This is a genomic window from Tabrizicola sp. BL-A-41-H6 (assembly GCF_050632395.1).
GTDB lineage: Bacteria > Pseudomonadota > Alphaproteobacteria > Rhodobacterales > Rhodobacteraceae > JAUYQR01.
This window is the reverse complement of record NZ_CP192600.1, coordinates 1480913-1503098: the sequence shown is the minus strand read 5'-3', so window position 1 is coordinate 1503098 and position 22186 is coordinate 1480913. Positions and strand designations below refer to the sequence as shown.

Below are 22186 nucleotides of genomic sequence, written 5' to 3'. Positions count from 1 at the left end.
GCATGGCCCGCTTGGCTCCGTGCGCTCCGCACAGGGATATTTGGGCAAAGAGCAAGGCTCAGCCGGTGAGGCGCTGGCGGATCGCGGTTTCAGTGATCGCGGCGCGGTCGGCAGGCGGGGTGGCGACGTGGAGCGAGGCGGCGGCTTGCGCAAAGCGGGCGGCATGTTCCAGCGGGATGCCCCGCGCCCATTCGGCGGCCAGCGCACCGGTGAAGGCATCGCCCGCGCCGTGGGTGGAGATCACCTTGGCGAGGATCGGGCTTTGGATGAAGCGGTCGGCGGCGAGGCCATCGGCCCCGAGGGTGACGATGGTGGCCTTGGGGCCGAGGGCGGTCAGGGCTTTTGCGGCGTCGCCAGGGTTGAGGGTGGCTTCGGGCAGGCCGAGCAGGTCGGCGGCTTCGCCCCGGTTGACGATCAGGAGGTCGGTGAGGCGCAGCAGTTCGGGTGACGTGGGGCGGGCGGGGGCTGCGTTCAGGATGACGCGGATGCCGGCGCTGGCGGCGCGGCGGGCGAGGTGGAGGTTTGCCGCCTCGGGGATTTCGTTTTGCAAAAGGAGTGCTGCGCAGCGTTTGGGGAAAGCGGTGGCTTCGGGGCGGTAGAGGAGGTTCGCGCCCGAGACGATGACTGCGCCGTAGGTGCCTTCGGGATCGAGGATCGCGACCGACATGCCGGAGGGGCCGGGGTGGGTCTGCACCCCTGCGCGGCGGACATGCGCGCTGTCGAGGGCGGCGCGCAGGGTGGCGGCGAAGTCGTCGGTGCCGGTGGCGCCGGCCATATGCGCCTCGGCCCCGGCGCGGGCGGCGGCGGCGGCCTGGTTGCCGCCCTTGCCGCCGAAGGCGTAGGTGACGGCGGTGCCGGTGACGGTCTGGTCGGGGCGCGGCAGGCCGGGGGCTTCGACGATGACGTCGAGGTGGAGTGAGCCGGCGGAAAGGATCACGGGGTCAGGCATAAAGCGCGTTCGTCACGATGCGGGTGGTTGCTGCGGCGTCCTGGCGGGCTTGCGCCTCGGCAAGGGCGGGGTCGGTGGCGAGGCGGGCGGCGGTGGCGCGCAGGCGGTCGGTGAGGTGGATGTTGGTCGCGGCCTCATCTGCCGGGTTCAGGCCGGAAAGGTCGGGGAAGGTGTCGAAGTAGATCACGCCGTCATAGCCCGCGCGGATCAGTTCGACGAACAGCTCCACCGTCTGCACCGGGTGAACGGTGCCGACCATCAGCCCGTCGTCACGCTTGCCGTAGCCGTCGTTCAGGTGCACGCCGAGGATGCGGGAGTGGCGGGCGGCAAGCTGGGCGGCACGGGCGGGCATTTCGCCGGCGTAAAGCATATGGGCGAAGTCGAGGGTGACACCGGTGTTGGGGCGCGCGATGTCCTTCAACGCAAGAAGGGTCGTCGTCATGTCGGGCATCAGGGCGAAGGCGCGGGGTTCGTTGGGTTTGTATTCGATGGCGATGTCGATGGCGGGGTTGTGGTCGGCGACCTCGGCGATGGCGGCGAGGGTGTCATCCCACATCCGGGCGTAGTTGGCCTGGAAGGCGTAGTCGAAGCCGTCCTGCCCCATCCAGAGGGTCATCTGGGTGCCGCCCATCGCGGCGCAGGTGTCGATGCCGCGCTTCGTGAGGTCGATCGCGGCGCGGCGGGTGGCGGCGTCGGGGTGGGTGAAGGCGCCAAGCTTGAAGCCGGCCTCGGTGTAATAGCGCATCGCGAGGCCGTTCAGCGCCATGCCCTGATCGGCCAGCAGGCGCGTAAGGTCGGCGGGCTGGTGGTGTTCGAAATGGTCGGGATAGTTCAGGTCGGCAGCGGAAAGGCCAGCCACCTGCCCGGCCCCGCGGATCATGTCGGCCACGGTGCCGCCCTTGACCTTGAAGGCATTGAGGCGGGCCGCGTAGCGGGGACGGTTGGGCAAGGTCATCAGGCGCTTTCAGGTCGGTTGAAAAGATCGGGACGGTCCCGTTCCAGAGGTTCGAGATAGGTGACAAGCTGGCGCAGGTGGCTGCGCACGGCATCGCGGGCTGCCGCCGGATCACGGGCTTCGAGGGCGGCGAGGATCGCTGCGTGTTCGGCCAGCGTCGCCTCGATGCGGCCGGGGACGGGCAGGATCAGCTGGCGCGCGCGGTTGACATGGAGCCATGCGGTATCGGACACCTGCGCCAATTTCGGAAAGCCGGTGAACGACAGGAGCATCTCGTGCATGTCACCATCCAGCGTGTAGAAGCCCGGAATGTCGCCGTCAGCCACAAGGGCGGCCTGCACGGTGAGGTTGCGGCGCAGACGTTGCAGTTGGTCGTCGGTGATGGTTGGCGCGACGAGTTCGACCGCTGCAACCTCGATCGCCTCGCGCAGGAAGGCGCCTTCGCGAATCTCTCGCATTGAAAAGCGGGCGACGAAGGTGCCGGCCTGTGGCACCACATCGACCAGCCCCTCGACCTGCAGCCGCGCCACCGCATCGGCCACCGGGCTGCGTGACACGCCGAGGGCGGCGCAAATGTCGGGCTTACGCAGGATTTCGCCAGGGCTGTACGCCAAGGACAGGATCGCGTGGCGGAGCGTCTGGTAGACCTTCTGACCGAGCGAGCCGGAAAACTGCGCCAGCGGCAAGAGCCGCATCGCGGCGGTCTGCTCTTGTGAGGCGGGCTCGGCTGGTTGTAACATGCTAACATGTTAGGCAAGGACTGCACGCTGTCAAGGAAGGGGCTGACATGGCTGAAGGGGTGATCCGGCTGCACGCGGCGGACAATGTGGTGATCGCCTTGGCCGATCTGCGGGCTGGCGACCGGTCGACCGGTCTGGACGTGGCGCTGGCGGGCGCGGTGCCGCGCGGCCACAAGATCGCCACGCGGGCCATCGCCAAGGGTGAAAAGGTGATCCGCTATGGCCAGATCATCGGGCAGGCGACCGAGGACATCGCGGCGGGCGCGCATATCCACACCCACAACCTTGGGATGGGGCCACATTCCAGCGACTATGCCATCGGCGCGGAATCGCACCCCCTGCCCCCGTTGGAGCCGAAAACCTTCATGGGCTATCACCGCCCGGACGGCACAGTGGGCACGCGGAATTACCTTGGCATCCTGACCAGCGTGAACTGTTCCGGTTCGGTCGCGCGGTTCATTGCCGAGGCGGCGGAGAAAGACCCGATCCTGTCATCCATGCCGAACATCGACGGCTTCGTGCCGATCGTCCACAACACCGGCTGCGGCATGTCGGGCGTGAACGAAGGCTACGACACCCTGATGCGGACCCTGAAAGGCTATGCCCGCAACCCGAATTTCGGAGGGATATTGCTGGTGGGCCTTGGCTGCGAGGTGATGCAGGTGCCAGACCTTGTGGGCCAAGGACGGCTGCGCCCGGACGGCAACTTCCGCTACATGACGATTCAGGGGACGGGTGGCACGCGGGCCACCATCGAGGCGGGGCTGCGCGTGCTGCGCGAGATGGCCGAGGTCGCCTCCCGTGTCGCGCGGGCGCCTGCGCCGGTGTCAAAGCTGATGGTCGGGCTGCAATGCGGCGGGTCGGACGGGTATTCCGGGATCACGGCGAACCCGGCCCTGGGTCATGCAAGCGACCTTCTGGTGCGGATGGGCGGGACGACGATCCTGTCGGAAACGCCTGAAATCTATGGGGCGGAGCATCTGCTGACACGCCGCGCGGTGAAGCCCGAGGTGGGCGAAAAGCTGCTGGAGCGCATCCGCTGGTGGGAGGATTACACCGCCCGCAACGGTGGCGAGATGGACAACAACCCCTCGCCCGGCAACAAGAAGGGCGGGCTGACGACGATCCTTGAAAAATCGTTGGGTGCGGTGGCGAAGGGCGGCACGGCCCCCTTGGCCGGGGTCTACAAATTTGCGGAACCGATCACGGAGCCCGGGTTTGTCTACATGGACAGCCCCGGATATGATCCGTGTTCGGTGACGGGGCAAATTGCCAGCGGGGCGACGATGATCGTGTTCACCACAGGCCGCGGATCGGTGTCGGGTTACAAGCCCAGCCCCTGCATCAAGCTGGCGACGAACAGCGAGATGTATGCCCGCATGGCCGAGGATATGGACATCAACTGTGGCGACATCCTTGACGGGGTGAGCATCGAGGCCAAGGGCGAAGAGATCCTTGACCGGATCATCGCCGTCGCCTCGGGGCAGAAATCGCTGTCGGAGGAGTTGGGCTTTGGCGGGGCGGAGTTCGTGCCTTGGCAGATCGGGGCGGTGATGTGACCGAGGCCGCGACGGGCCATTATCCGGCCCACATGATCGCGCTTTGCGAGGCGATCTGGGGCGAGGGGTTCCTGTCGCCGGGCGGCACCGCGGAAGTGGGCAGGATCGTCGGGGGCGAGGATATCCGCGGCGCGGCGGTGCTGGAAATCGGGTCGGGCGCGGGCGGCACGGCTATGGCCCTGGTCGAAGGGCTGGGGGCGGGCTACGTCACCGGGATCGACGTCGAAGACGTGGTGCTGGACCACGCGCGGGCGCTGATTGCCGCGCGCGGGCTAACCGGGCGGATCGGGCTGGTCAAGGTGGTGCCGGGCCCGCTGCCGTTTCCGCCCGGCACCTTTGACGTGGTATTTTCCAAAGATTCCATCGTGCATATCCATGACAAGCGGGCCTTGATGGCCGAGGTGTTCCGCGTGCTGCGACCCGGCGGGCGGTTCCTTGCGTCGGACTGGCTGGCGGGGTCGGAAACGCCGTCGGCGGCGATGCAGGCCTATGTCGCGGCGGAGGGGCTCGATTTCGGGATGGCGACGGCGGCGGAATACCGAGCGGCGATGGAGGCGGCGGGGTTCGTCGACGTTGTCACGCGGCCCCGCAACGAATGGTATCGGCGCGAGGCGCGGGACGAGTTGGCGCGGCTGAAGGGACCCTTGGGGCGCAAGGCGGAGGATCGGGTGGGCAAGGACTTTGTCGACCGCAACATCGCGATCTGGGAAAAGATGATCCCGGTGCTGGACGCGGGCGAACATTGCCCGACGCATCTGTCGGCGGTGAAACCATGAGGCCGGCATATTCCGCGCATGACCCGGACCGCGATTACGCCAACGGCGATTTCATCCCCGGTGCCGCCGATTATCCGCCGCGCTGGGAAGCCGACGCCGCCCGCTTCCGCGCGGCTCTTGGGGCGCGTGCCGGCATCGGCCTGCCCTATGGTCCGGGCGCGCGTCAGGTGCTGGACCTGTTTCATCCTCAGGGCGAGGTGCGGGGAACGGTCGTCTTCGTTCACGGCGGCTACTGGAAGGCGTTCGACCGCAGCCTCTGGTCGCATCTGGCGGCGGGGCCTTTGGCGCGGGGGTTTGCGGTGGCGATGCCGTCCTACACGCTTGCCCCAGAGGCACGGATCGGGGCGATGACGGCCGAGATCGCCGAGGCCTGCCGGATGGTGGCTTCGCGAGTGGCGGGGCCGATGGTGGTGACGGGCCATTCGGCGGGCGGGCATCTGTCGGCACGGATGGGCTGCGCGGATCTGGATCTGCCGGTGGTGCGGGTGGTGCCGATCTCGCCCTTGACGGAGTTGGAGCCGTTGCGGGCGACGGCGATGAACGGCGTGTTGCAGATCGACGAGGCCGAGGCGGCGGCGGAAAGTCCCGCTCGGCTGGCCTTGCGTGCGGGTGTTTCGGCGCATGTCTGGGTTGGCGCGGAGGAGCGGCCAGCGTTTCTGTGGCAGGCGCGGGTGTTGTCCGAGGAATGGGCATGCCCGTGGACCGCCCAGCCCGGCAAGCACCATTTCAACGTGATCGACGATCTGGCCGATCCACAATCGGCCCTCTGCGATACGCTGCTGCAGGGGCTCTAGACCCCTAACAACACCTTAACTCGCCACCTAACCCATTGGTTTACCAAGACTCTCAGAAGTGTCCCACGGTGGGACAGGCTTCACGCCAACGCTTCCTCCGCCCGCCGCGCCTCAGCCTCCCGCGCCGCCTCGATGCGGGCTTTCCGGCGGCGGGTAAACTCCCACCAGATCGCAAGGCCGAGGGTGAACAGGATCAACAAAAGCGCAAGCGCGTTGATCGTGGGGGTGATGCCGGAGCGGACCTTGGAGAAGACGTAGACTGTCAGCGTATCCTGCCCGCCACGGGTGAAGAGGGTGACGTTGAAGTTTTCGATCGACTGGAAGAACGCAATCGCCGCCCCTGCCCCGATCGCCGGGTAAAGATGCGGCAACAGGATGCGGCGCATCACCTGGGAATGACTGGCGCCGAGATCGAGGGCGGCTTCTTCGAGGCCCGCGTCAAAGCTTTGCAGGCGGGCAAGGACAAGGAGCATCACGAAGGACGCGATGTAGCTGACCTGCCCGAGGACCGACAGATGCAGTCCCGCGCCGACGTTGAAGTTGTTCCAGAAAAGCAGCGTCGAGATGCCGATGACGACCCCGGGGATCAGGATCGGCGCGACCATCAAGCCATAAAGCGTGGCGCGCCAGCGGCCGGAGATCGAGTTGATCAGGATCGCGCCCGCCGTGCCGATCGGTACTGCCAGTGCTACGACGCCCAGTGCCACGAGGATGGTGTTTCGGAACGCGATCCAGACACGGCTGTCGTTCCACAGGTCGATGAACCAGCGGTCGGTGAAACCGACCCACGGCACGATGGTCGGCAACTTGCTGTCGTTGAACGCGGCCCCGCCCATCACCAGAAGCGGCACCAGTAGGTAGATCAGGAAGGCCGTCATGTAGACGTGGCCCAGAAGGTCGCGGGTCTTGTGCATGGCGGCCCCCCTCATTTCGCGATGTCCGACAGGCGCACGCCGAACACCCGCATCATAAGGCTGACAAAGAGCGTGCAGACGATGAGGAGGAGGAAGGCAAAGGCGGCACCCGTGTTCCAGTCGGCCTCTTCCAGCATCACGCCCTGGATGGTCTGGGTGAACCAGCCCGATGTGGTGGAGCCGAGGAGCGATGGCACCAGCAGCGAGCCTGCGGACAGCATGAATACCATGACCGCTCCCGACGCGATACCGGGTTTGGCGTGCGGCAGGATCACCCGCCAATGCGTGCGCCACCAAGGCGAGCCAAGGTCTTCGGCGGCCTCGATCTGGTTTGAATCCAGCGATTGCATGGCGTTGTAGAGCGGGAACAGCATGAACAGGACGTAGGTGTAGACAAGCCCGATGATCACCGGGCTGAAGCCTGCGATCCAGCGGATTTCGCTGTCGATGATCCCAAGCGACATCAGGGCGACGTTCAGCGGGCCCTTGAAGGCGAGGATGATGAACCATGCGAAGGAGCGCAGGATTTCCGACACCCAGAGCGGCACGAACAGCAGCAAGAACAGCGTCGGCAGCGATTTCGGCGACACGATCTTGGCGAGGTAATAGGCCAGAGGATAGGCCAGCGCGAAGGTGATGAGGGTGACGACGGCGGAATAGAAGATCGTCAGGATGAAGACCTTGACGCGAACCGGCACCTCGAAGGTGAGCCCAAGCACCGTCATGTCGGCATTGGCGCCAAGGATGCGGCCGTAGTTGGCGAAAGAATAGAAATCCTTCGGCCCGCCCACCTCGGTTACCGGAAGGTAGGGGCGGAACGAGCTTTCGAACATGGTCAGGTTCGGCAGGATCAGCAGGATCAGGATCCAGAAGGCGGTGACCAGAAGGATCATCGTCGTCAGGCCGGTGCCGTAGCGTTTGAACATGTCGTGCATGGATCAGCCCCTTGAGACGGAGGCGTCGGGCAGGATCGCGGCGACGGCGGGGTCGAAACTGACATGAAGCCGGGTGCCGACGGCGGGAACCGGGGCGGAGCCGTCGTTCCTGAGTTCCGACAGGAAGGTCATTCCGCTGTCTGATTGCGCGTGGACCGAGATGAAGTTGCCCTCAAAGGCGACCTCGGTGACGGTCACGGGGGTGGAGTTTTCGGCGGTCGGGCTGTCGCTGAAGCGCATGTGTTCGGGGCGGACGTAGAGCTTGACGCCCTGCCCCGAGACGCCATCGGCAATGCGCGCGCGGAAGCGGCCGTGGGGTGTATCCATCACCGCGAATCCGCCGGACGGCGCGGCGACGCTGCCGGTCAGCACGTTGTTTTCACCGACGAACGAGGCCACGAAGCCGTTCACGGGGTTGTTGTAGATGTCGCGCGGGTTCGACACCTGTTGCAGGCGGCCCTGGCTCATCACGCCGACACGGTCGGACATGGCCAGCGCCTCGCCCTGGTCGTGGGTGATGTAGATGAAGGTCACGCCGGTGCGTTTCTGGATGGCGCGCAGTTCGGCGCGCATGTGCTGGCGGAGTTTGAGGTCAAGCGCGGACAAGGGCTCGTCGAGGAGCATGACCTGCGGTTCGACGGCCAGCGCGCGGGCGATGGCGACGCGCTGTTTCTGGCCACCGGACAGCTGGCTGACCATCTTGTCGGCGGCACCGGGCAGGTCCACCAGGGCGAGGAGTTCCTCGGCGCGCTTGCGGCGGGTGGCCTTGTCGACGCCGCGCACTTCAAGCCCGAAGGCGATGTTTTCCCAGATCGGCATCAGGGGGAAAAGTGCCAGGTTCTGGAAGATCAGCGCGGTCGGGCGCTGGTTCGGGCGCTGGCCCCGGACATCCTTGCCGCCGATGCGGATCACGCCGCCGGTCGGTTCGATGAAGCCCGAGATCATGCGCAGGATCGTGGTCTTGCCGCAGCCGGAGGGGCCGAGGAAGGAAAAGAACTCTCCCGGCTGGATCGACACATTCACATGGTCGACCGCGCGGAACGAACCGAAATCGCAGACGACGTTATCAAGATCAATCCCAGCGCTCATTGTGGCGTCCCATCCCCAGGTCGTTTTTTATTGGCTTGTCAGTCAAGCTAAAGAGGCCGAGGCGACCGCGCAATGGCTATAGCCAGACGGATCACGCCCTTCGGTCCAACAGGCGTCGGAAATGCACACGCCGGGTCGTTTCCGACCCGGCGTGCACAGATTTCAGACCAAGGATCAGGAGGCCTTGTACTTGTCGGCGTATTCGCCGCGCTTGGCGAGGAATTCGGCCGACTGGTCGGGCCACCACCACAGGGCGGCGAGCTTGGCGTCGTCGAAGGCCGAGTTGTAGTATTCGGCCACGGCCGGATCCATGCCGTCAGCGCCGCCCTTGCCGACCGGGTTCGACGAGAAGGCGGTGGCCCAGAGGGCGGAGCCTTCGGCGGTCGAGACCCACTTGGCGAATTCGTGCGCCTGGTCGACGTTGGTGGCATTCTTCATCAGCACGAAGCCCTGGTGCCAGGCGAAGGCGCCTTCGACCGGAGCCATGTAGCCGTAGCCGTCGTTACGCAGGTTATAGCCGGTCGAATCCCAGCACAGGCCGACGGTCGCGCCGTTCGCGACGAAACCGGCGTTGGCTTCGTTTTCACCCGACCAGAACTGGACGACGTTGCCCTTGGCCTTGACTGCCTCGGCCAGCGCGATGTCCCAAAGTTCGACCATTGCGGCCATGTCGGTGTAGCCGTCCATCCACGGACGCGGCAGTTTGCCGGTCGCGTCGAGCCAGCGGCCCATTGCGGCAAGCGCCGAATGAGGGCGCAGAACGACCTGGTTGGCCGGGTCGAACAGCGCGCCAAGCGACGGCGGATCGCCAAGGACAGCTTTTTCCTTGTTGTAGACCAGCGCCTCGGTGCCCCAGTTCGACGGGACGTAGAGAAGCTTGCCATCGGCACGCGAACGCTCGCCAGCCGCGCCGTCAGCGAGGCCCGGCAGGTAGTTGCCCATCGCCAGCTTGGACTCGTCCCAAGCGCCGAGCAGACCGTTCGAGTTCCACGCACCGACGCGGTCGATGGTCGGCTCGATCACGTCGACGCCGCCGGCTTCGAGGGCGATCTTGGCCTGAGCCAGCATCGTGTCCTGATCAGGCTGTTCGGTGAAGTTCACGGTGATGCCGGTGGCGGCGGTGAAGGCCGGGAATACCTTTTCGGCAAGCGCCGGGTAGCCAGCCCAGCCGGTGAAGTTGATTTCACCCGATGAAGCAAGTGCCTTGGACGAGATGATCGCCGGAGCGGCGAGGATGCCCATGCCGGCGGCGGACCCTTGCAGGAACCGGCGGCGGCTGAAGGCGGAGGTGGTATGTTTCAAGGTCAGTCTCCCTAGTTGTCGATAAATCTTGGCGACGGGTTGTTCCGGTTCACGCCGGGTTATTTGCAGCCGTCGCTCAGACGCAGCGGCACGTTGCTCATCTTCTGTAACATTGGTTCGGCAGAAGATCCCCCAGCGGCCTGCGGCGAAACCTTACGCTGCTTGTGGGTGGCGCTGTCAACGGAGCATTGCGTCACGTCAGCCATCCGGCGGTAACTTTTCCGCATTTGGCCACGGGGAGAGATGGGCGCGCATGCTATTGCGGCACAACGGCGGGCAAAGGGCGCGATCGGGGCGCGGCGGCCTCAACCTGCGGCTGTGACGCCGACATCGCCTTGCGACACCGCCACGGATTTCACGATCAGGTGGAGCGGCTGGCCGGGCCGCACGTCAAGCGCGATTGCAGAGCGTCGGGTGATGCGGGCCAGCAGGCGCTGGCCGCCGACATCAAGCTGCACCAGCATTCCGGGGCCGTCGCCGGGGCGCACGGCCAGAACGACACCGGGAAGGATGTTCAGCGCCGACAGACCTTCGGGGCGGGTGCGTGACAGGATCACGTCCTGTGCCGCAATGCGGATGCGCACCTCGCCTCCAACCCGGCCGGAGATCGCCGGCAACCACAAAGGGCCCGCCCCGGTTTCCAGCCGGGTCAGGCCATCCGCGTCCTGCGCGGCAATTCGGGCGGTCAGCACGGACCCCGCGTCACGCAAGCCGAGGATCGGGGCAGTGTCGGGATCGGACAGGATTTCGGCCGCCGGTCCCGACCGGATCACGCGGCCCGCCTCGATAACCACTATCGTGGTGGCAAGGCGGGCCACTTCGGACAGGGAATGGCTGACGTAAAGGATCGGCAGGCCGGTCTCGTCTCGCAGGCGTTCGATATAGGGCAGGATCTCGGCCTTGCGCGCCTCGTCCAGCGCGGCGAGGGGTTCATCCATCAGCAAGAGGCGCGGGTCTGAGAGCAGCGCGCGCCCGATGGCGACACGGCTTTTCTCGCCACCCGACAGCGCAGCGGGGCGGCGGTCCAAGAGCGGGGCTATATCAAGGAGGGCGACGATCTGGTCGAGGCCCGCGACAGGGCGGCGGCGGACAAAGCCGCCATAGCGCAGGTTCTGGCGCACGGTAAGGTGGGGGAAAAGCCGCGCGTCCTGAAACACATAGCCGACGCGACGTGCAGGTGTCGGCAGATTGGAAAGGGTGACACCGTCAAGGTCCACCCGCCCCGCATCGGGGCGAAAGAGGCCCGCCACGGCGTTGACCACCGTGGTCTTGCCAGAGCCGGAGCGCCCGAAAAGGCAGGTCAGCCCCGTGGGCGCCTCGAACGCCACATCAAGCGCAAAGTCGCCCAGCCGGTGCTGAAGCGATACCCGCAACGTCATTGGCCACCCACCCGCCGCGCGATGCGGCGCGACACCCATTCCGATGCGATGAGGGCGGTCATCGCCACGGCGACCGAGATCAGGACAAGGCGCAGGGCGGAGGATTCGCCCCCCGGCACCTGCAGGAAGGCGTAAATCGCCGAGGGCAGGGTCTGGGTCTGGCCGGGAATGTTGGAGACGAAGGTGATGGTGGCGCCAAACTCGCCCATCGCCTTGGCGAAGGCGAGGATCGCGCCGGCAACGATGCCGGGCAGGATCAGCGGCAGGGTCACGGTCAGAAACACCACGGGCCGCGATGCGCCAAGGGTGGCGGCGGCCTGTTCCAGACGCGGGTCGACCGCCTCGATCGACAGGCGGATCGCGCGGACCATCAGGGGAAAGGCCATCACGGCGGCGGCCAGCGCCGCCCCGGTCCAGCGAAAGGCCAGCGTGATGCCGAAGGTGTCGTAAAGGAACGCTCCGACCGGGCCGCTGCGACCGAAGGTGACGAGGAGGAGGTAGCCGGTGACGACCGGGGGCAGGATGAGCGGCAGGTGGACCAGACCGTTCAACAGCGTTCGCCCCGGAAAGGTCCAGCGCGCCAGGGCGTGGGCTGCAAGGATGCCGAGGGGCAGGCTGAGAAGCGTGGCCCAGACCGAGACGCGAAGCGACAAAAGCACCGCCTGCCATTCCTCGGCGCTGAGCGGGTTGGTCACTTGGCGCCCAGCATCGTGAAGCCCTGCGCCGCAAAGAGTGCCTGCGCGGTAGGGGAGGAGAGGTAATCGAGGAAGGCCGCAGCTTCGGGCGAGGCAAGGGTCGTCAGCGCGGCCGGGTAGATGATCGGGCGGTGGCTGGTTTCGGGAAAGGTGGCGACGATGCTGACGGCGTCCTGGTCGGCGATGGCGTCGGAGAGGTAGACCACCCCTAGCGGCGCCTCGCCCAAGGCGACGAACTGCAAGGCCGCGCGCACGTTTTCGGATTGCACGACGCTGTCCTTGACGCTGTCCCACAGCCCGAGGGCGACCAGTGCCTCGCGGCCGTATTGGCCGGCGGGGACGCTGTCGACCATCGCCATCGACAGCTTGCCGCCATCGAGGCGCGCCGCGAGATCGGTCGAGGCGTCAAGCGGCATCGGGGCTGCGGCGGGACCGTGGGCGATCAGGACAAGCTGGTTGCCCAGCAGGTCGACCCGGCTTTCGGGCCGCAGGAGGCCCGCCTTCTCCACGCTGTCCATCCATTCGGGCGCGGCAGAGAGGAACAACTCGGCCGGGGCGCCGGCGATGATCTGCTTGGCCAAGGCAGGGCTGCCGGCATAGGAAATCGCGGTGCTGTTGCCGGTTTCGGCCTGCCACGCGGCGGCCACGCTATCCAGCGCGGTCTTCAGGCTGGAGGCCGCAAAAACCGTGACCTCACCCGCAGAAACGGGAAGCGAAAGCAGGGACAGCAGAGCGGCAAGGCGCCAGACGGACATCGGCAGGTTCTCCAAGATAGGCGCAAAGCATAGCAGGAGGCCGGGATGGGTTGGCAAGCGTTATTTCCGCCCGGACATATCGCAAAGGAGGGCACTGATGCGGGCGACATCCTCGGCGCAGGCGGCTTCGGTGCGCGCCAGAATCGAGCGGTAGGCATCCAACACGGTCTGCCCCGTTTCGGTCAGGCTGGCGCCGCCGCCCCCTGCCCCACCGCGCGCGCTGACGACAAGGGGGGTGGCGAAGGCCGCGTTGAGTTCTTCCACGAGCGACCAGGCGCGCTTGTAGCTCATGCCCATCGCGCGCCCGGCGGCCGAGATCGAGCCGGTCGCTGCGATGCCGGACAACAGTTCCGCCTTGCCGGGGCCAAGGACCAGCCGGTCATCAAACAAAAGCCGCAGGCGAAGCGAGGTCGACGTCATGACCGCACGATCCGCGCTTGGCGCCCGGCTGGCAAGCGCCTTTCGTAGCGCCCGCATCTTGATTGAAAGCGCTTTGGGGACTAGCGTGCCCGCCTGACTTGCAGCAATGGCCCGCCGGGCCCGAGGGAGACCGCCATGAGCATCCGCGTCACCGTTTGGGGCGAAAACGTCCACGAACACAAGAACAAGGTCGTGGCGGAGGTTTATCCCAAGACCATGCATGGCACGATTGCCGAGGCGCTGAACCGCGAGGACGGGATCGCCGCCTCGGCGGTGACGCTGCAGGATGACGAGCATGGCATGACAGCCGAAAAGCTGGCCGCGACCGACGTGCTGATCTGGTGGGGCCATGCCGCGCATGGCGATGTGGATGACAAGATCGTGGAGCGGGTCTGCGATGCGGTCTGGGGCGGAATGGGGATCATCTTCCTGCATTCGGCGCATTTTTCCAAGCCGTTCAAGCGGCTGATGGGGGCGCCCTGCAACCTGTCGTGGCGCGAGGCGGGCGAGCGTGAGCGGCTTTGGGTCACCAGCCGCAACCACCCGATCGCGGCGGGCATCCCCGACCATTTCGAGATCGAGCAGGAGGAAATGTATGGCGAACCCTTTGGCGTGCCTGAACCCTTGGAGACGGTGTTCATCTCATGGTTTCAGGGCGGCGAGGTGTTCCGGTCCGGCCTGACCTACAAGCGCGGGGCGGGCAATGTGTTCTACTTCCGTCCGGGGCATGAGACCTATCCAACCTATCACCTGCCGCTGGTGCAGCGGATCATCGCGAACGGTGTTCGATGGGCGCACAACCCTGCGGCGCGGATCGCCGCACCAAACGATGCGCCGAACCGGCCGGTTACAGAGGCTTTGGAGCCGATCGTGGAACGTGGCCCGCGTCTGCACCATGACGGCGAAGCGGGGTATCGGTGATGCAACCCGTCCGGCTTTTGGTGATCGGCACCGGCGGCATGGCGAACAACCATGCCGAGGCGTTTGCAGCGATCCCCGGCGTCACCCTGGTGGGTGGGGTGGATACGCGTGTGGAAAATCTGTCAGCGTTTCGCGCAAGGCACGGCATCGAACGCGGATTTACCTCGGTTGACGAGGCGTTGAGTTGGGGAGAGTTCGATGCTGTCACCAACGTGACGCCCGATGCGGCGCATTACGCCACCACGATGCCGGTGATCGCAGCGGGCAAGCATGTGTTGTGCGAAAAGCCGCTGGCCACTAATGCCGCCAAAGCCACCGAAATGGCGGAGGCTGCGGCGCGGGCGGGGGTCGTCAACATGGTCAACCTGACCTACCGCAACGTGCCCGCCCTGCAGAAGGGCGCGGCGATGGTGCGCGATGGGGCGATCGGCACCGTCCGGCATTTCGAGGCGTCGTATCTGCAAAGCTGGCTGACCCAACCCGCTTGGGGTCATTGGGACCGCGAGGCGCAGTGGCTGTGGCGGCTGTCGACTGCGCATGGATCGAAGGGGGTGCTGGGAGATGTGGGCATCCATATCCTCGACTTTGCCACCTTCGTGGCGGGCATGGGCGCGCGCGAGGTATCATGTCTGCTGGCCACCTTCGACAAGGCGCCGGGGGGGCGGATCGGGGAGTATGTGCTGGACGCCAACGACAGCGCCACGATGCAGGTGGTGCTGGACAACGGCGCGCTCGGCACGGTTGCTGCGACGCGCTTTGCTTCAGGCCATCTGAACGACCTGCGCTTGCGGATTTATGGCGAAAAGGGCGGGCTTGAGGTAAGCTTTGAGAACGCGGTCAGCCGTCTGCGCGCCTCGGTCGGGGAGGACATGCTGACGGCGACGTGGCGCGAGGTAGAGTGTCCGGCGGTGCCGACGGTCTATCAGCGTTTCATCGCGGCGATCCGGGGCGAAGGCGTGCCGGAACCGGATTTCGCCCGAGGCGCGTTGTTGCAAAGGCTGCTCGATCAGGCAGAGGCATCGGCGGCGGCGGGCGGACTCAAGCAAGAAGTGGGGGCGTGACATGGCGACTTTCGTGTGCAGCATGAACGTGTCGCTGGACGGCTACGTCGATCACCGCGCCTTCATGCCGGATGCGCCGCTGTTCCAGTATTGGACCAATCAGCTGCGCGAGGCTTCGGCCAGTGTGTACGGCCGCAAGATCTATGAGATCATGCGCTACTGGGAAACCGCGCAGCCGGAATGGGACGACGCCGACCGCGCCTTTGCCGACGAGTGGGTGGCCAAGCCGAAATGGGTCGTCTCGCGGACGCTGACGGACGTGGGCCCGAACACCACGCTGGTCTCAGGCGATGTCGAAGGCGTGTTGCGCAAAGTCCGCAACGATGTGCCCGGTGAGGTGGCGGTCAGCGGTACGGTCTTGGTGCAGAGCCTAGGCGAATTGGGTATGATCGATGCGTACCGGCTTCACTACCACCCGGTCGTGCTGGGCGGCGGCAAACCGTTCTTCGCGGGCGCGGTGCCGCGCCTTCGGTTTCAGGGCAGCGACCGGATCACCGACGATGTCGTGCGGCTGACCTACCTGCCCGGCTGACCGGCTAGGCGAGGATATCCCTAACCCGCTGGGTAAAATCTTCGCCGCGCTTTTCGAAGTTCGGATACTGGTCAAAGCTGGCGGCGGCGGGGGCAAGAAGGACGGTTTCGCCTGCCTCGGCCTCGGCTGCGGCAAGTGCGACGGCACGCTCCATCGTCTCGCAGATGACGTGCGGGGTTTCGCCGAGTTGCAGCGCGAAATCGCGGGCGGAATGGCCGATGAGGTAGGCCTTGACCACCGTGCCGAGGAACGGTTGCAGGGCCGCAATGCCGCCGTCCTTGCCCATACCGCCAGCGATCCACCGGATCTTGGGGAAGGCTTGCAGCGCCTTGGCAGCGCTGTCGACGTTGGTGGCCTTGCTGTCGTTCACAAACCGGACCCCGGCGCGTTCGCCGACAAGCTGGCTGCGATGCGGCAGGCCGGCAAAGCTGTGCAGCGCCTCTTCGATCAGTTTCGGCGCAAGGCCGAGGCTGCGGCAGGCGGCGTAGGCGGCGCAGGCGTTCTGGTGGTTGTGGGCGCCGGGCAGGCCGGAAACCGCGCGCAGGTCGATCGAGGCGACCTGCCGGCCCTTGCGCCATTCGGCGAGAAAGCCCTTGCGCGCAAAGACCGACCAGCCGAAGCCTTCGAGCTTTTGGCCCGACGAGATGCGGATCACCCGGTCGTCGCCGGCGCCTTGCGCAAGCTGGCCGGCAAGAAAGCGGCCTTCCAGTTCGTCGACGCCGATCACGGCGCGGTCTGGGCCGCCTTCGGCAAAGAGGCGGCGCTTGGCGGCGAAATAGCCACCCATGCCGTTGTGCCGGTCAAGATGGTCGGGCGAGAGGTTGGTGAAGACCGCGATGTCAGGGGTGAGGGCGCGGGCAAGTTCGGTCTGGTAGCTGGAAAGTTCGAGGACGATCACCTCGCCGTCCTGTGCGGCGTCGAGGTCGAGCACTCCACGGCCGATGTTGCCGGCCATCTGGGTGGGGCGGCCGGCTTCGCTGAGGATGTGATGGATGAGGGCCGTGGTGGTCGATTTGCCGTTCGAGCCGGTGACGGCGACGATCTTCGGGGCCTGATCGAAGCCTTCCCAGTCGGACGTGGCGTAGCTTTGGAAGAAAAGGCCGATGTCGTTGTCGACCGGCACGCCTGCGTCGAGCGCGCGGGCGGTGATCTTGTGCGGCAAGGGGTAGAGGTGGGGGATGCCGGGGGAAGTGACGAGGAGGGCCACGCCCTCAAAGGCGGTGGCGCGGGTGAGGTCGGTCAGGGTGAAGCCTTCGGCCTCGGCTTTCGCGCGCGCCTCGGGGCTGTCGTCCCAGAGGAGAGTTTCGGCGCCGCCGGCGGCGAGGGCGCGGGCGGTGGCGAGGCCGGAGCGGCCGAGGCCGAGGACGGCGACCTTCTGGCCGCTGTAGCCGATCACTGGAATCATCGCGTGCCCTTTCCGAAAGGGCGGGGGGTTTCACACCCCCCGCACCCCCCGTGGGATATTTGAGCAAAGGGGAAAGGGGAAGAGGGGATGGCGTGTCCCACCGTGGGACATTTTTCCCGCGCAACAAGATCAAGGGGTTAGGGGCATGGGTAAGGGTTTGTTAGGAATATTCGCCGCGCTTTGCCGCAGCCCGTGCCGTCACGATCAGGTGGTCTCGGGATAAAGCGCGGCGATGCGGGCGGCAACGAGGTGCTGGAGCCGCCAAAGGTAGCGGTCATGGATGCCGCGATCCTCGAGGTGCTGCACGGTGGAGGCGAGGTATTCGGCCATCGTGCCGCGTTCACCGGCGGCCGTCGCCAGCGCCTCGACCACCACGTCTTCGGTGAGGTCGGCCAGATAAGCCGGGCTGGCGCGGCTGATCGGGAACGCCAGCGCACGAACCGGCCCTTCGTCGGTGCGCACCGTAAGCCAGCGGCAGGGCAGCGTTTCGCGCTTGATCGGCATTTCGCGGCGCAGGATGCGGGTCAGGTTTTCGTCGACGGCATCGGGCGGCAGCCGGAACACCACCCCACGGCACGACCCGCCGCGATCCAGCGCCAGCATGATGCCCGGGCGTTCCGGAGTGCCGCGGTAGATGCGCACCCAGCCAAGGCAGAACGAGCGGTGCCAGCCCTGGACCGTGCCGAGGCGTTCGGTGTCGAAATCGAATTCCGGGTTCCAGATCAGCGAGCCGTAGGCGAAGATCCAGACCTCGCCGGACGCCGGGCCATGCGATCGGATTTGCGCCACCGCTGCGGCATAGTCGTCGTCGCTGGGCCGGTCGGTGCGGGTGGAGACAAGGCCGGTCAGGCCGTCATGCGGCGGCACACGCGCGACGAGGTCGGGTGTCAGGTGCATCTGGCGCGGCATGGGCAGGCCTTTGGCAGCGATGACCGATGCTAAACCCGCGCGGGCCTTTCAGGCAAGCCCGCGTAGTGTGGTAGGCCCGCGCAGTGCGGGCCCGGTCAGCGGACCTTGAGCGTGGCGAGGCCGATCATCGCGAGAATGAGCGAGATGATCCAGAAGCGGATCACGATCTGCGGTTCGGCCCAGCCCTTCTTTTCAAAGTGATGGTGGATCGGGGCCATCAGGAAGATGCGCTTCTTGGTGCGTTTGTAATACAGCACCTGGATGATGACCGAGAGCGCCTCGACCACGAAAAGGCCGCCGACGATGGCCAGCACGATCTCGTGCTTGGTGCAGACCGCGATCGCGCCTAGGGCACCGCCGAGGGCGAGCGACCCGGTGTCGCCCATGAAGACGGCGGCAGGGGGCGCGTTGTACCAAAGGAAGCCGAGGCCGGCGCCGAAGAGGGCGGAGCAGAAGATCAAAAGCTCACCCGTGCCGGGGACGAAGTGGACATCGAGGTATTCGGCGAAATTGGCGTTGCCGACGAAGTAGGAGATGATGCCGAGCGTGCCGCCGGCGATGAGGACGGGCATGATGGCGAGGCCGTCAAGCCCGTCGGTCAGATTGACCGCGTTGGCGGCGCCGACGATGACGATCATGCCGAAGGGGACGAAGAAGATGCCGATGTCGAAAAGCGCGTCCTTGAACACCGGGAAGGCCAGCTTGTTGGTCAGCGCGTCGGGGTGGAACTGGGCCGCCGCGTAGGCGGCAAGCGCCGCGATCAGCAGGCCGAGGCCCATGCGGACCTTGCCCGACACGCCCTTGGTGTTTTGCTTGGTCACCTTGGCGTAATCGTCGGCAAAGCCGATCAGGCCGAAGGCGAGCGTCACGAGCACCACGATCCAGACATAGGGATTGTCGAGCCGCGCCCAGAGCAGGGTCGACACCATCAGCGCCGACAAGATCAGAAGGCCGCCCATCGTGGGGGTGCCGGCCTTGGAGAAGTGCGATTGCGGGCCATCATCGCGGATCGGCTGGCCCTTGCCCTGGCGGCGGCGCAGCAGGTCGATCAGCGGTTGGCCGAAGATGAAGCCGAAGATCAGCGCGGTGGCAAAGGCGCCGCCCGCACGGAAAGTGATGTAGCGAAAGAGGTTGAAGAAGTCGCCCCCGTCGGAAAACTCGGTCAGCCAGAAGAACATCTACGGGGTCCCTTCGTTGGGGGCAGCGCCCTGCCCCATCTTGCGCAATGCGTCAACGACGAGGCTGACCTTGGAGCCTTTGGAGCCTTTGACGAGGATGATGTCGCCGGCGTCGATCAGGGATCTGGCGCGGGCAGCGAGTTCGGTGGCGGTTTCGGCCCAGTCGCCGCGTTGGCCGCGTGGCAGGGCGGACCAGAGCGCCTTCATGCGTGGGCCGACGCAGTGGATGGTGGCGATGGTGCCAAGGCCGGGGTGGTCTGCGATGGCGGCGTGGAGGGCGGCCTCGGTCGGGCCAAGTTCCAGCATGTCGCCAAGGATGGCGATGCGGCGTCCGGCGCCGACGCGGCCGATGCCGTCCTGCGGTTTCGCGGCGATCAGCACGTCGAGGGCGGCGGCCATCGAGGCGGGGTTGGCGTTGAAGGCGTCGTCGATCAGGTCGAAGTGGGTTTCGTCCACCCGGTCAAGAAGGATGCGTTCGCGCATCCCGCGCCCGGCGGGGGGCTGCCAGAGGCCGAGGTCGCAGGTGGCGATGGTCGGATCAGCGCCCAGAGCCTCGGCCACGGCGAGGGCGCCGAGGGCGTTGGCGGCGAAGTGCTTGCCGGGGGAAAGCACCTTGAAGAGGACGGGGACGCCGTGGCGGGTGGCCTGCACCACGGTGGTCTCATCCGCGATCTGGACGGTGGTCAGGCGGTAGTCGGCGGTCGGGGCGTGGCCGAAGAGGATCGGGGTGGCGCCGACCGCGCGGGCCTTGGCGAGCAGGATCGGGGTGGTGGCGATGTCGGCGTTCAGGACCGCGATGCCGCCGGGTTTGAGGCCGTCGAGGATGGAGGCCTTTTCGTGGGCGATGCCTTCGATGCTGTCGAACGCCTCCAGATGGGCGGCGGCGACGGTGGTGATCATCGCGACATCAAGGCGGGACATGCGCGCGAGGGGTGCGATTTCGCCGGGGTGGTTCATGCCGATCTCGATCACGGCGAAACGGGTGTCGGCGGGCATCCGGGCGAGGGTCAGGGGGACGCCCCAGTGGTTGTTGTAGCTGGCGACGGAGGCGTGGGTCTTGCCTTGGCCGGACAGGACGGCGCGGAGCATTTCCTTGGTGGAGGTCTTGCCCACCGACCCGGTGACGCCGACGACCTTTGCGGTGGTGCGGGCGCGGGCGGCGATCCCGAGGCGTTCAAGGGCGTGCAGGACATCCGGCACAATCAGGAGCGGGGCGTCTTCGGGCACGCCTTCGGGGCGGTGGGTGACCATCGCGGCGGCGGCGCCTTTGGCGAGGGCTGCCGCGACGAACTCGTGGCCGTCGCGAACGTCTTTCAGGGCCACGAAGAGGTCGCCGGGCTGAAGCGTGCGGGTGTCGATGGAAACGCCATTCGCCTGCCATTCGGTGGTGGAGGTGCCTCCGGTGGCGGCGGCGGCGTCAAGGGAGGTCCAGAGGGCCATCAGATCACTCCGTCAAGGGCGGCGACGGCGACGGAGGCTTGTTCGACGTCATCGAAGGGGTAGACGTCGCCCTTGATGATCTGGCCGGTTTCATGCCCCTTGCCCGCGATCAAAAGGGCGTCGCCGGGTTGCAGGGCGTCAACGGCGCGGAGGATGGCTTCGGCGCGGTCGCCGACCTCGTTTGCGTCGGGGCAGGCTTGCAGGATTGCGGCGCGGATGGAGGCGGGGTCTTCGGAACGGGGGTTGTCGTCGGTGACGTAGAGGACATCGGCATGGGCGCGGGCGGCGGCGCCCATCAGCGGACGTTTGGTGCGGTCACGGTCGCCGCCGGCACCGAAGACGATGATGATGCGGCCCATGACGTGGGGGCGGAGCGCCTGAAGGGCGGTGGCGATGGCGTCGGGGGTGTGGGCGTAATCGACGAAGACGGCAGCACCGTTCTGGCGGGTGGCGGCAAGCTGCATGCGGCCGCGAACGCCCGTCAGGTGCGGCAGGGCAGCGAACACTGCAGCGGGGGCGTCGCCTGCAGCGATGGCAAGGCCTGCGGCGACGGCGACGTTTTCGGCCTGAAAGCCGCCGATCAGGTTCAGCCGGGCCTGATAGGGCTGGCCTTGCCAGATCAGGCGCAGGTCCTGACCCTTGGCGTCGTAGCGCTGGCCGGCGATGTGGAGGTCAGCCTCGCCATGCCCGACGGTCAGTGTGCGAAGGCCGCGCGCTTCGGCCAGCGCCGCCATATCGGCGCCGCGTGCGCCGTTGAGGTTGATCACGGCTACGCCGTCATCGGGCAGAAGGCGGGTGAATAGCTGCGCCTTGGCGTCGAAATACGCCTCCATCGTGCCGTGGTAATCGAGATGGTCTTGCGTCAGGTTGGTGAACCCGGCGGCCTTCAGGCGCACGCCGTCCATCCGGCGCTGGTCAAGGCCGTGGGACGATGCTTCCATCGCGGCATGGGTCACGCCATCTGACGCTGCGGCGGCGAGCAGCTTTTGCAGGGTGACGGCATCGGGGGTGGTGTGACTGGATGGAGCCTCCCACGCGCCTTCGATGCCGGTGGTGCCGATGTTGATGGCGGTGTGACCAAGCGTCATCCAGATCTGGCGGGTGAAGGTGGCGACGCTGGTCTTGCCGTTGGTGCCGGTGACGGCGACCATCGTGTCGGGCTGCGCGCCGAACCACAGGGCGGCGGCGCAGGCGAAGGTGGCGCGCGGGTCTTCGGCGACGATGAGGGCGGTTTCGGTTGCGGCCAGAAGGTCGGCGGCAAGGCGCGCGCCGGTGGCATCGGTCAGGATCGCGGCGGCCCCCTGATCGAGAGCGGTGGCGATGTAGTTGGCGCCGTGGGTGGCGGTGCCGGGAATTGCTGCAAACAGCATTCCGGCCCGCACGGCGCGGCTGTCGGCGGTCAAACCCGAGAGCGCCGGGTCGCGCCCGGCGCGGGCGGTGAGGCCCAGATCAGATAACCGCTTTGCCCGTTCTGCCAT

At 66.5% G+C, this 22186-nt stretch carries 22 protein-coding genes; 6 read left to right on the top strand and 16 right to left on the bottom strand.

Annotation, left to right across the window (positions count from 1 at the left end):
- Positions 1-58: 58 nt before the first annotated feature.
- Genes ACROUL_RS07515 through ACROUL_RS07505 form a run of 3 tightly spaced genes read right to left on the bottom strand, consistent with a single transcriptional unit; the run spans position 59 to position 2599 of the window.
- The gene (locus ACROUL_RS07515; RefSeq protein ID WP_431298895.1) at positions 59-949 is read right to left on the bottom strand and encodes a PfkB family carbohydrate kinase; all 891 of its coding nucleotides are present in this window, start codon (positions 947-949) and stop codon (positions 59-61) included.
- Positions 942-1904, bottom strand: coding sequence for a sugar phosphate isomerase/epimerase family protein (locus tag ACROUL_RS07510; protein ID WP_431298894.1), 963 nt, complete (start codon positions 1902-1904; stop codon positions 942-944). The genes ACROUL_RS07515 and ACROUL_RS07510 overlap by 8 nt, the downstream gene beginning before the upstream one ends.
- Positions 1904-2599, bottom strand: a complete 696-nt coding sequence (locus ACROUL_RS07505) for a GntR family transcriptional regulator (protein ID WP_431298893.1) — start codon at positions 2597-2599, stop codon at positions 1904-1906. The genes ACROUL_RS07510 and ACROUL_RS07505 overlap by 1 nt, the downstream gene beginning before the upstream one ends.
- A 92-nt stretch (positions 2600-2691) precedes the next feature.
- Here ACROUL_RS07505 and ACROUL_RS07500 point away from each other — a divergent pair, with 92 nt between their 5' ends.
- Genes ACROUL_RS07500 through ACROUL_RS07490 form a run of 3 tightly spaced genes read left to right on the top strand, consistent with a single transcriptional unit; the run spans position 2692 to position 5773 of the window.
- Complete coding sequence (locus ACROUL_RS07500) at positions 2692-4203, top strand: UxaA family hydrolase (protein WP_431298892.1); 1512 nt, start codon at positions 2692-2694, stop codon at positions 4201-4203.
- A complete protein-coding gene (locus tag ACROUL_RS07495) occupies positions 4179-4979 on the top strand; it encodes a methyltransferase domain-containing protein (protein WP_431298891.1) in 801 nt (266 codons plus the stop codon). The genes ACROUL_RS07500 and ACROUL_RS07495 overlap by 25 nt, the downstream gene beginning before the upstream one ends.
- The gene (locus ACROUL_RS07490; protein ID WP_431298890.1) at positions 4976-5773 is read left to right on the top strand and encodes an alpha/beta hydrolase; all 798 of its coding nucleotides are present in this window, start codon (positions 4976-4978) and stop codon (positions 5771-5773) included. Before ACROUL_RS07495 ends, ACROUL_RS07490 begins: the two co-directional genes overlap by 4 nt.
- An 80-nt stretch (positions 5774-5853) precedes the next feature.
- Here ACROUL_RS07490 and ACROUL_RS07485 read toward each other — a convergent pair whose 3' ends face one another.
- The 8 genes from ACROUL_RS07485 to ACROUL_RS07450 form a co-directional block, all read right to left on the bottom strand.
- Complete coding sequence (locus ACROUL_RS07485) at positions 5854-6687, bottom strand: ABC transporter permease (protein ID WP_431298889.1); 834 nt, start codon at positions 6685-6687, stop codon at positions 5854-5856.
- A gap of 11 nt (positions 6688-6698) precedes the next feature.
- A complete protein-coding gene (locus tag ACROUL_RS07480) occupies positions 6699-7622 on the bottom strand; it encodes an ABC transporter permease (RefSeq protein WP_431298888.1) in 924 nt (307 codons plus the stop codon).
- Positions 7623-7625: 3 nt separating this feature from the next.
- Complete coding sequence (locus ACROUL_RS07475; RefSeq protein WP_431298887.1) at positions 7626-8711, bottom strand: ABC transporter ATP-binding protein; 1086 nt, start codon at positions 8709-8711, stop codon at positions 7626-7628.
- A gap of 174 nt (positions 8712-8885) precedes the next feature.
- Positions 8886-10013 carry an extracellular solute-binding protein gene (locus tag ACROUL_RS07470; protein WP_431298886.1) on the bottom strand — a complete coding sequence of 376 codons (1128 nt, stop codon included), beginning with the start codon at positions 10011-10013 and terminating at the stop codon, positions 8886-8888.
- Between the two features lie 305 nt (positions 10014-10318).
- Complete coding sequence (modC, locus tag ACROUL_RS07465; protein WP_431298885.1) at positions 10319-11392, bottom strand: molybdenum ABC transporter ATP-binding protein; 1074 nt, start codon at positions 11390-11392, stop codon at positions 10319-10321.
- Positions 11389-12087: a molybdate ABC transporter permease subunit gene (gene modB / locus ACROUL_RS07460; protein WP_431298884.1), complete on the bottom strand. Its 699-nt coding sequence runs from the start codon at positions 12085-12087 to the stop codon at positions 11389-11391. The genes modC and modB overlap by 4 nt, the downstream gene beginning before the upstream one ends.
- Positions 12084-12842, bottom strand: coding sequence for a molybdate ABC transporter substrate-binding protein (gene modA / locus ACROUL_RS07455; RefSeq protein WP_431298883.1), 759 nt, complete (start codon positions 12840-12842; stop codon positions 12084-12086). The genes modB and modA overlap by 4 nt, the downstream gene beginning before the upstream one ends.
- 60 nt (positions 12843-12902) lie before the next feature.
- Positions 12903-13262, bottom strand: a complete 360-nt coding sequence (locus ACROUL_RS07450; RefSeq protein ID WP_431298882.1) for a winged helix-turn-helix domain-containing protein — start codon at positions 13260-13262, stop codon at positions 12903-12905.
- Positions 13263-13397: 135 nt separating this feature from the next.
- On the opposite strand from ACROUL_RS07450, the gene ACROUL_RS07445 reads away from it, so the two are divergent.
- Genes ACROUL_RS07445 through ACROUL_RS07435 form a run of 3 tightly spaced genes read left to right on the top strand, consistent with a single transcriptional unit; the run spans position 13398 to position 15776 of the window.
- Positions 13398-14183, top strand: coding sequence for a ThuA domain-containing protein (locus ACROUL_RS07445; RefSeq protein ID WP_431298881.1), 786 nt, complete (start codon positions 13398-13400; stop codon positions 14181-14183).
- A complete protein-coding gene (locus ACROUL_RS07440; RefSeq protein WP_431298880.1) occupies positions 14183-15244 on the top strand; it encodes a Gfo/Idh/MocA family protein in 1062 nt (353 codons plus the stop codon). Before ACROUL_RS07445 ends, ACROUL_RS07440 begins: the two co-directional genes overlap by 1 nt.
- Before the next feature lies 1 nt (position 15245).
- Entirely contained in the window at positions 15246-15776 is a 531-nt protein-coding gene (locus ACROUL_RS07435) for a dihydrofolate reductase family protein (protein WP_431298879.1), read from the top strand.
- 4 nt (positions 15777-15780) lie between these two features.
- Here ACROUL_RS07435 and murD read toward each other — a convergent pair whose 3' ends face one another.
- The 5 genes from murD to ACROUL_RS07410 all read right to left on the bottom strand — a co-directional run bounded on the left by murD (position 15781) and on the right by ACROUL_RS07410 (position 22186).
- Positions 15781-17181: a UDP-N-acetylmuramoyl-L-alanine--D-glutamate ligase gene (gene murD, locus ACROUL_RS07430; protein ID WP_431298878.1), complete on the bottom strand. Its 1401-nt coding sequence runs from the start codon at positions 17179-17181 to the stop codon at positions 15781-15783.
- A 204-nt stretch (positions 17182-17385) separates the two neighbouring features.
- A complete protein-coding gene (locus ACROUL_RS07425; RefSeq protein ID WP_431298877.1) occupies positions 17386-18090 on the bottom strand; it encodes a gamma-glutamylcyclotransferase in 705 nt (234 codons plus the stop codon).
- A 95-nt stretch (positions 18091-18185) separates the two neighbouring features.
- Positions 18186-19268 (bottom strand): phospho-N-acetylmuramoyl-pentapeptide-transferase, encoded by a 1083-nt coding sequence (gene mraY / locus ACROUL_RS07420; RefSeq protein ID WP_431298876.1) that lies wholly within the window; start codon positions 19266-19268, stop codon positions 18186-18188.
- Positions 19269-20708: a UDP-N-acetylmuramoyl-tripeptide--D-alanyl-D-alanine ligase gene (locus tag ACROUL_RS07415; RefSeq protein ID WP_431298875.1), complete on the bottom strand. Its 1440-nt coding sequence runs from the start codon at positions 20706-20708 to the stop codon at positions 19269-19271.
- Positions 20708-22186 carry a UDP-N-acetylmuramoyl-L-alanyl-D-glutamate--2,6-diaminopimelate ligase gene (locus ACROUL_RS07410; RefSeq protein ID WP_431298874.1) on the bottom strand — a complete coding sequence of 493 codons (1479 nt, stop codon included), beginning with the start codon at positions 22184-22186 and terminating at the stop codon, positions 20708-20710. The genes ACROUL_RS07415 and ACROUL_RS07410 overlap by 1 nt, the downstream gene beginning before the upstream one ends.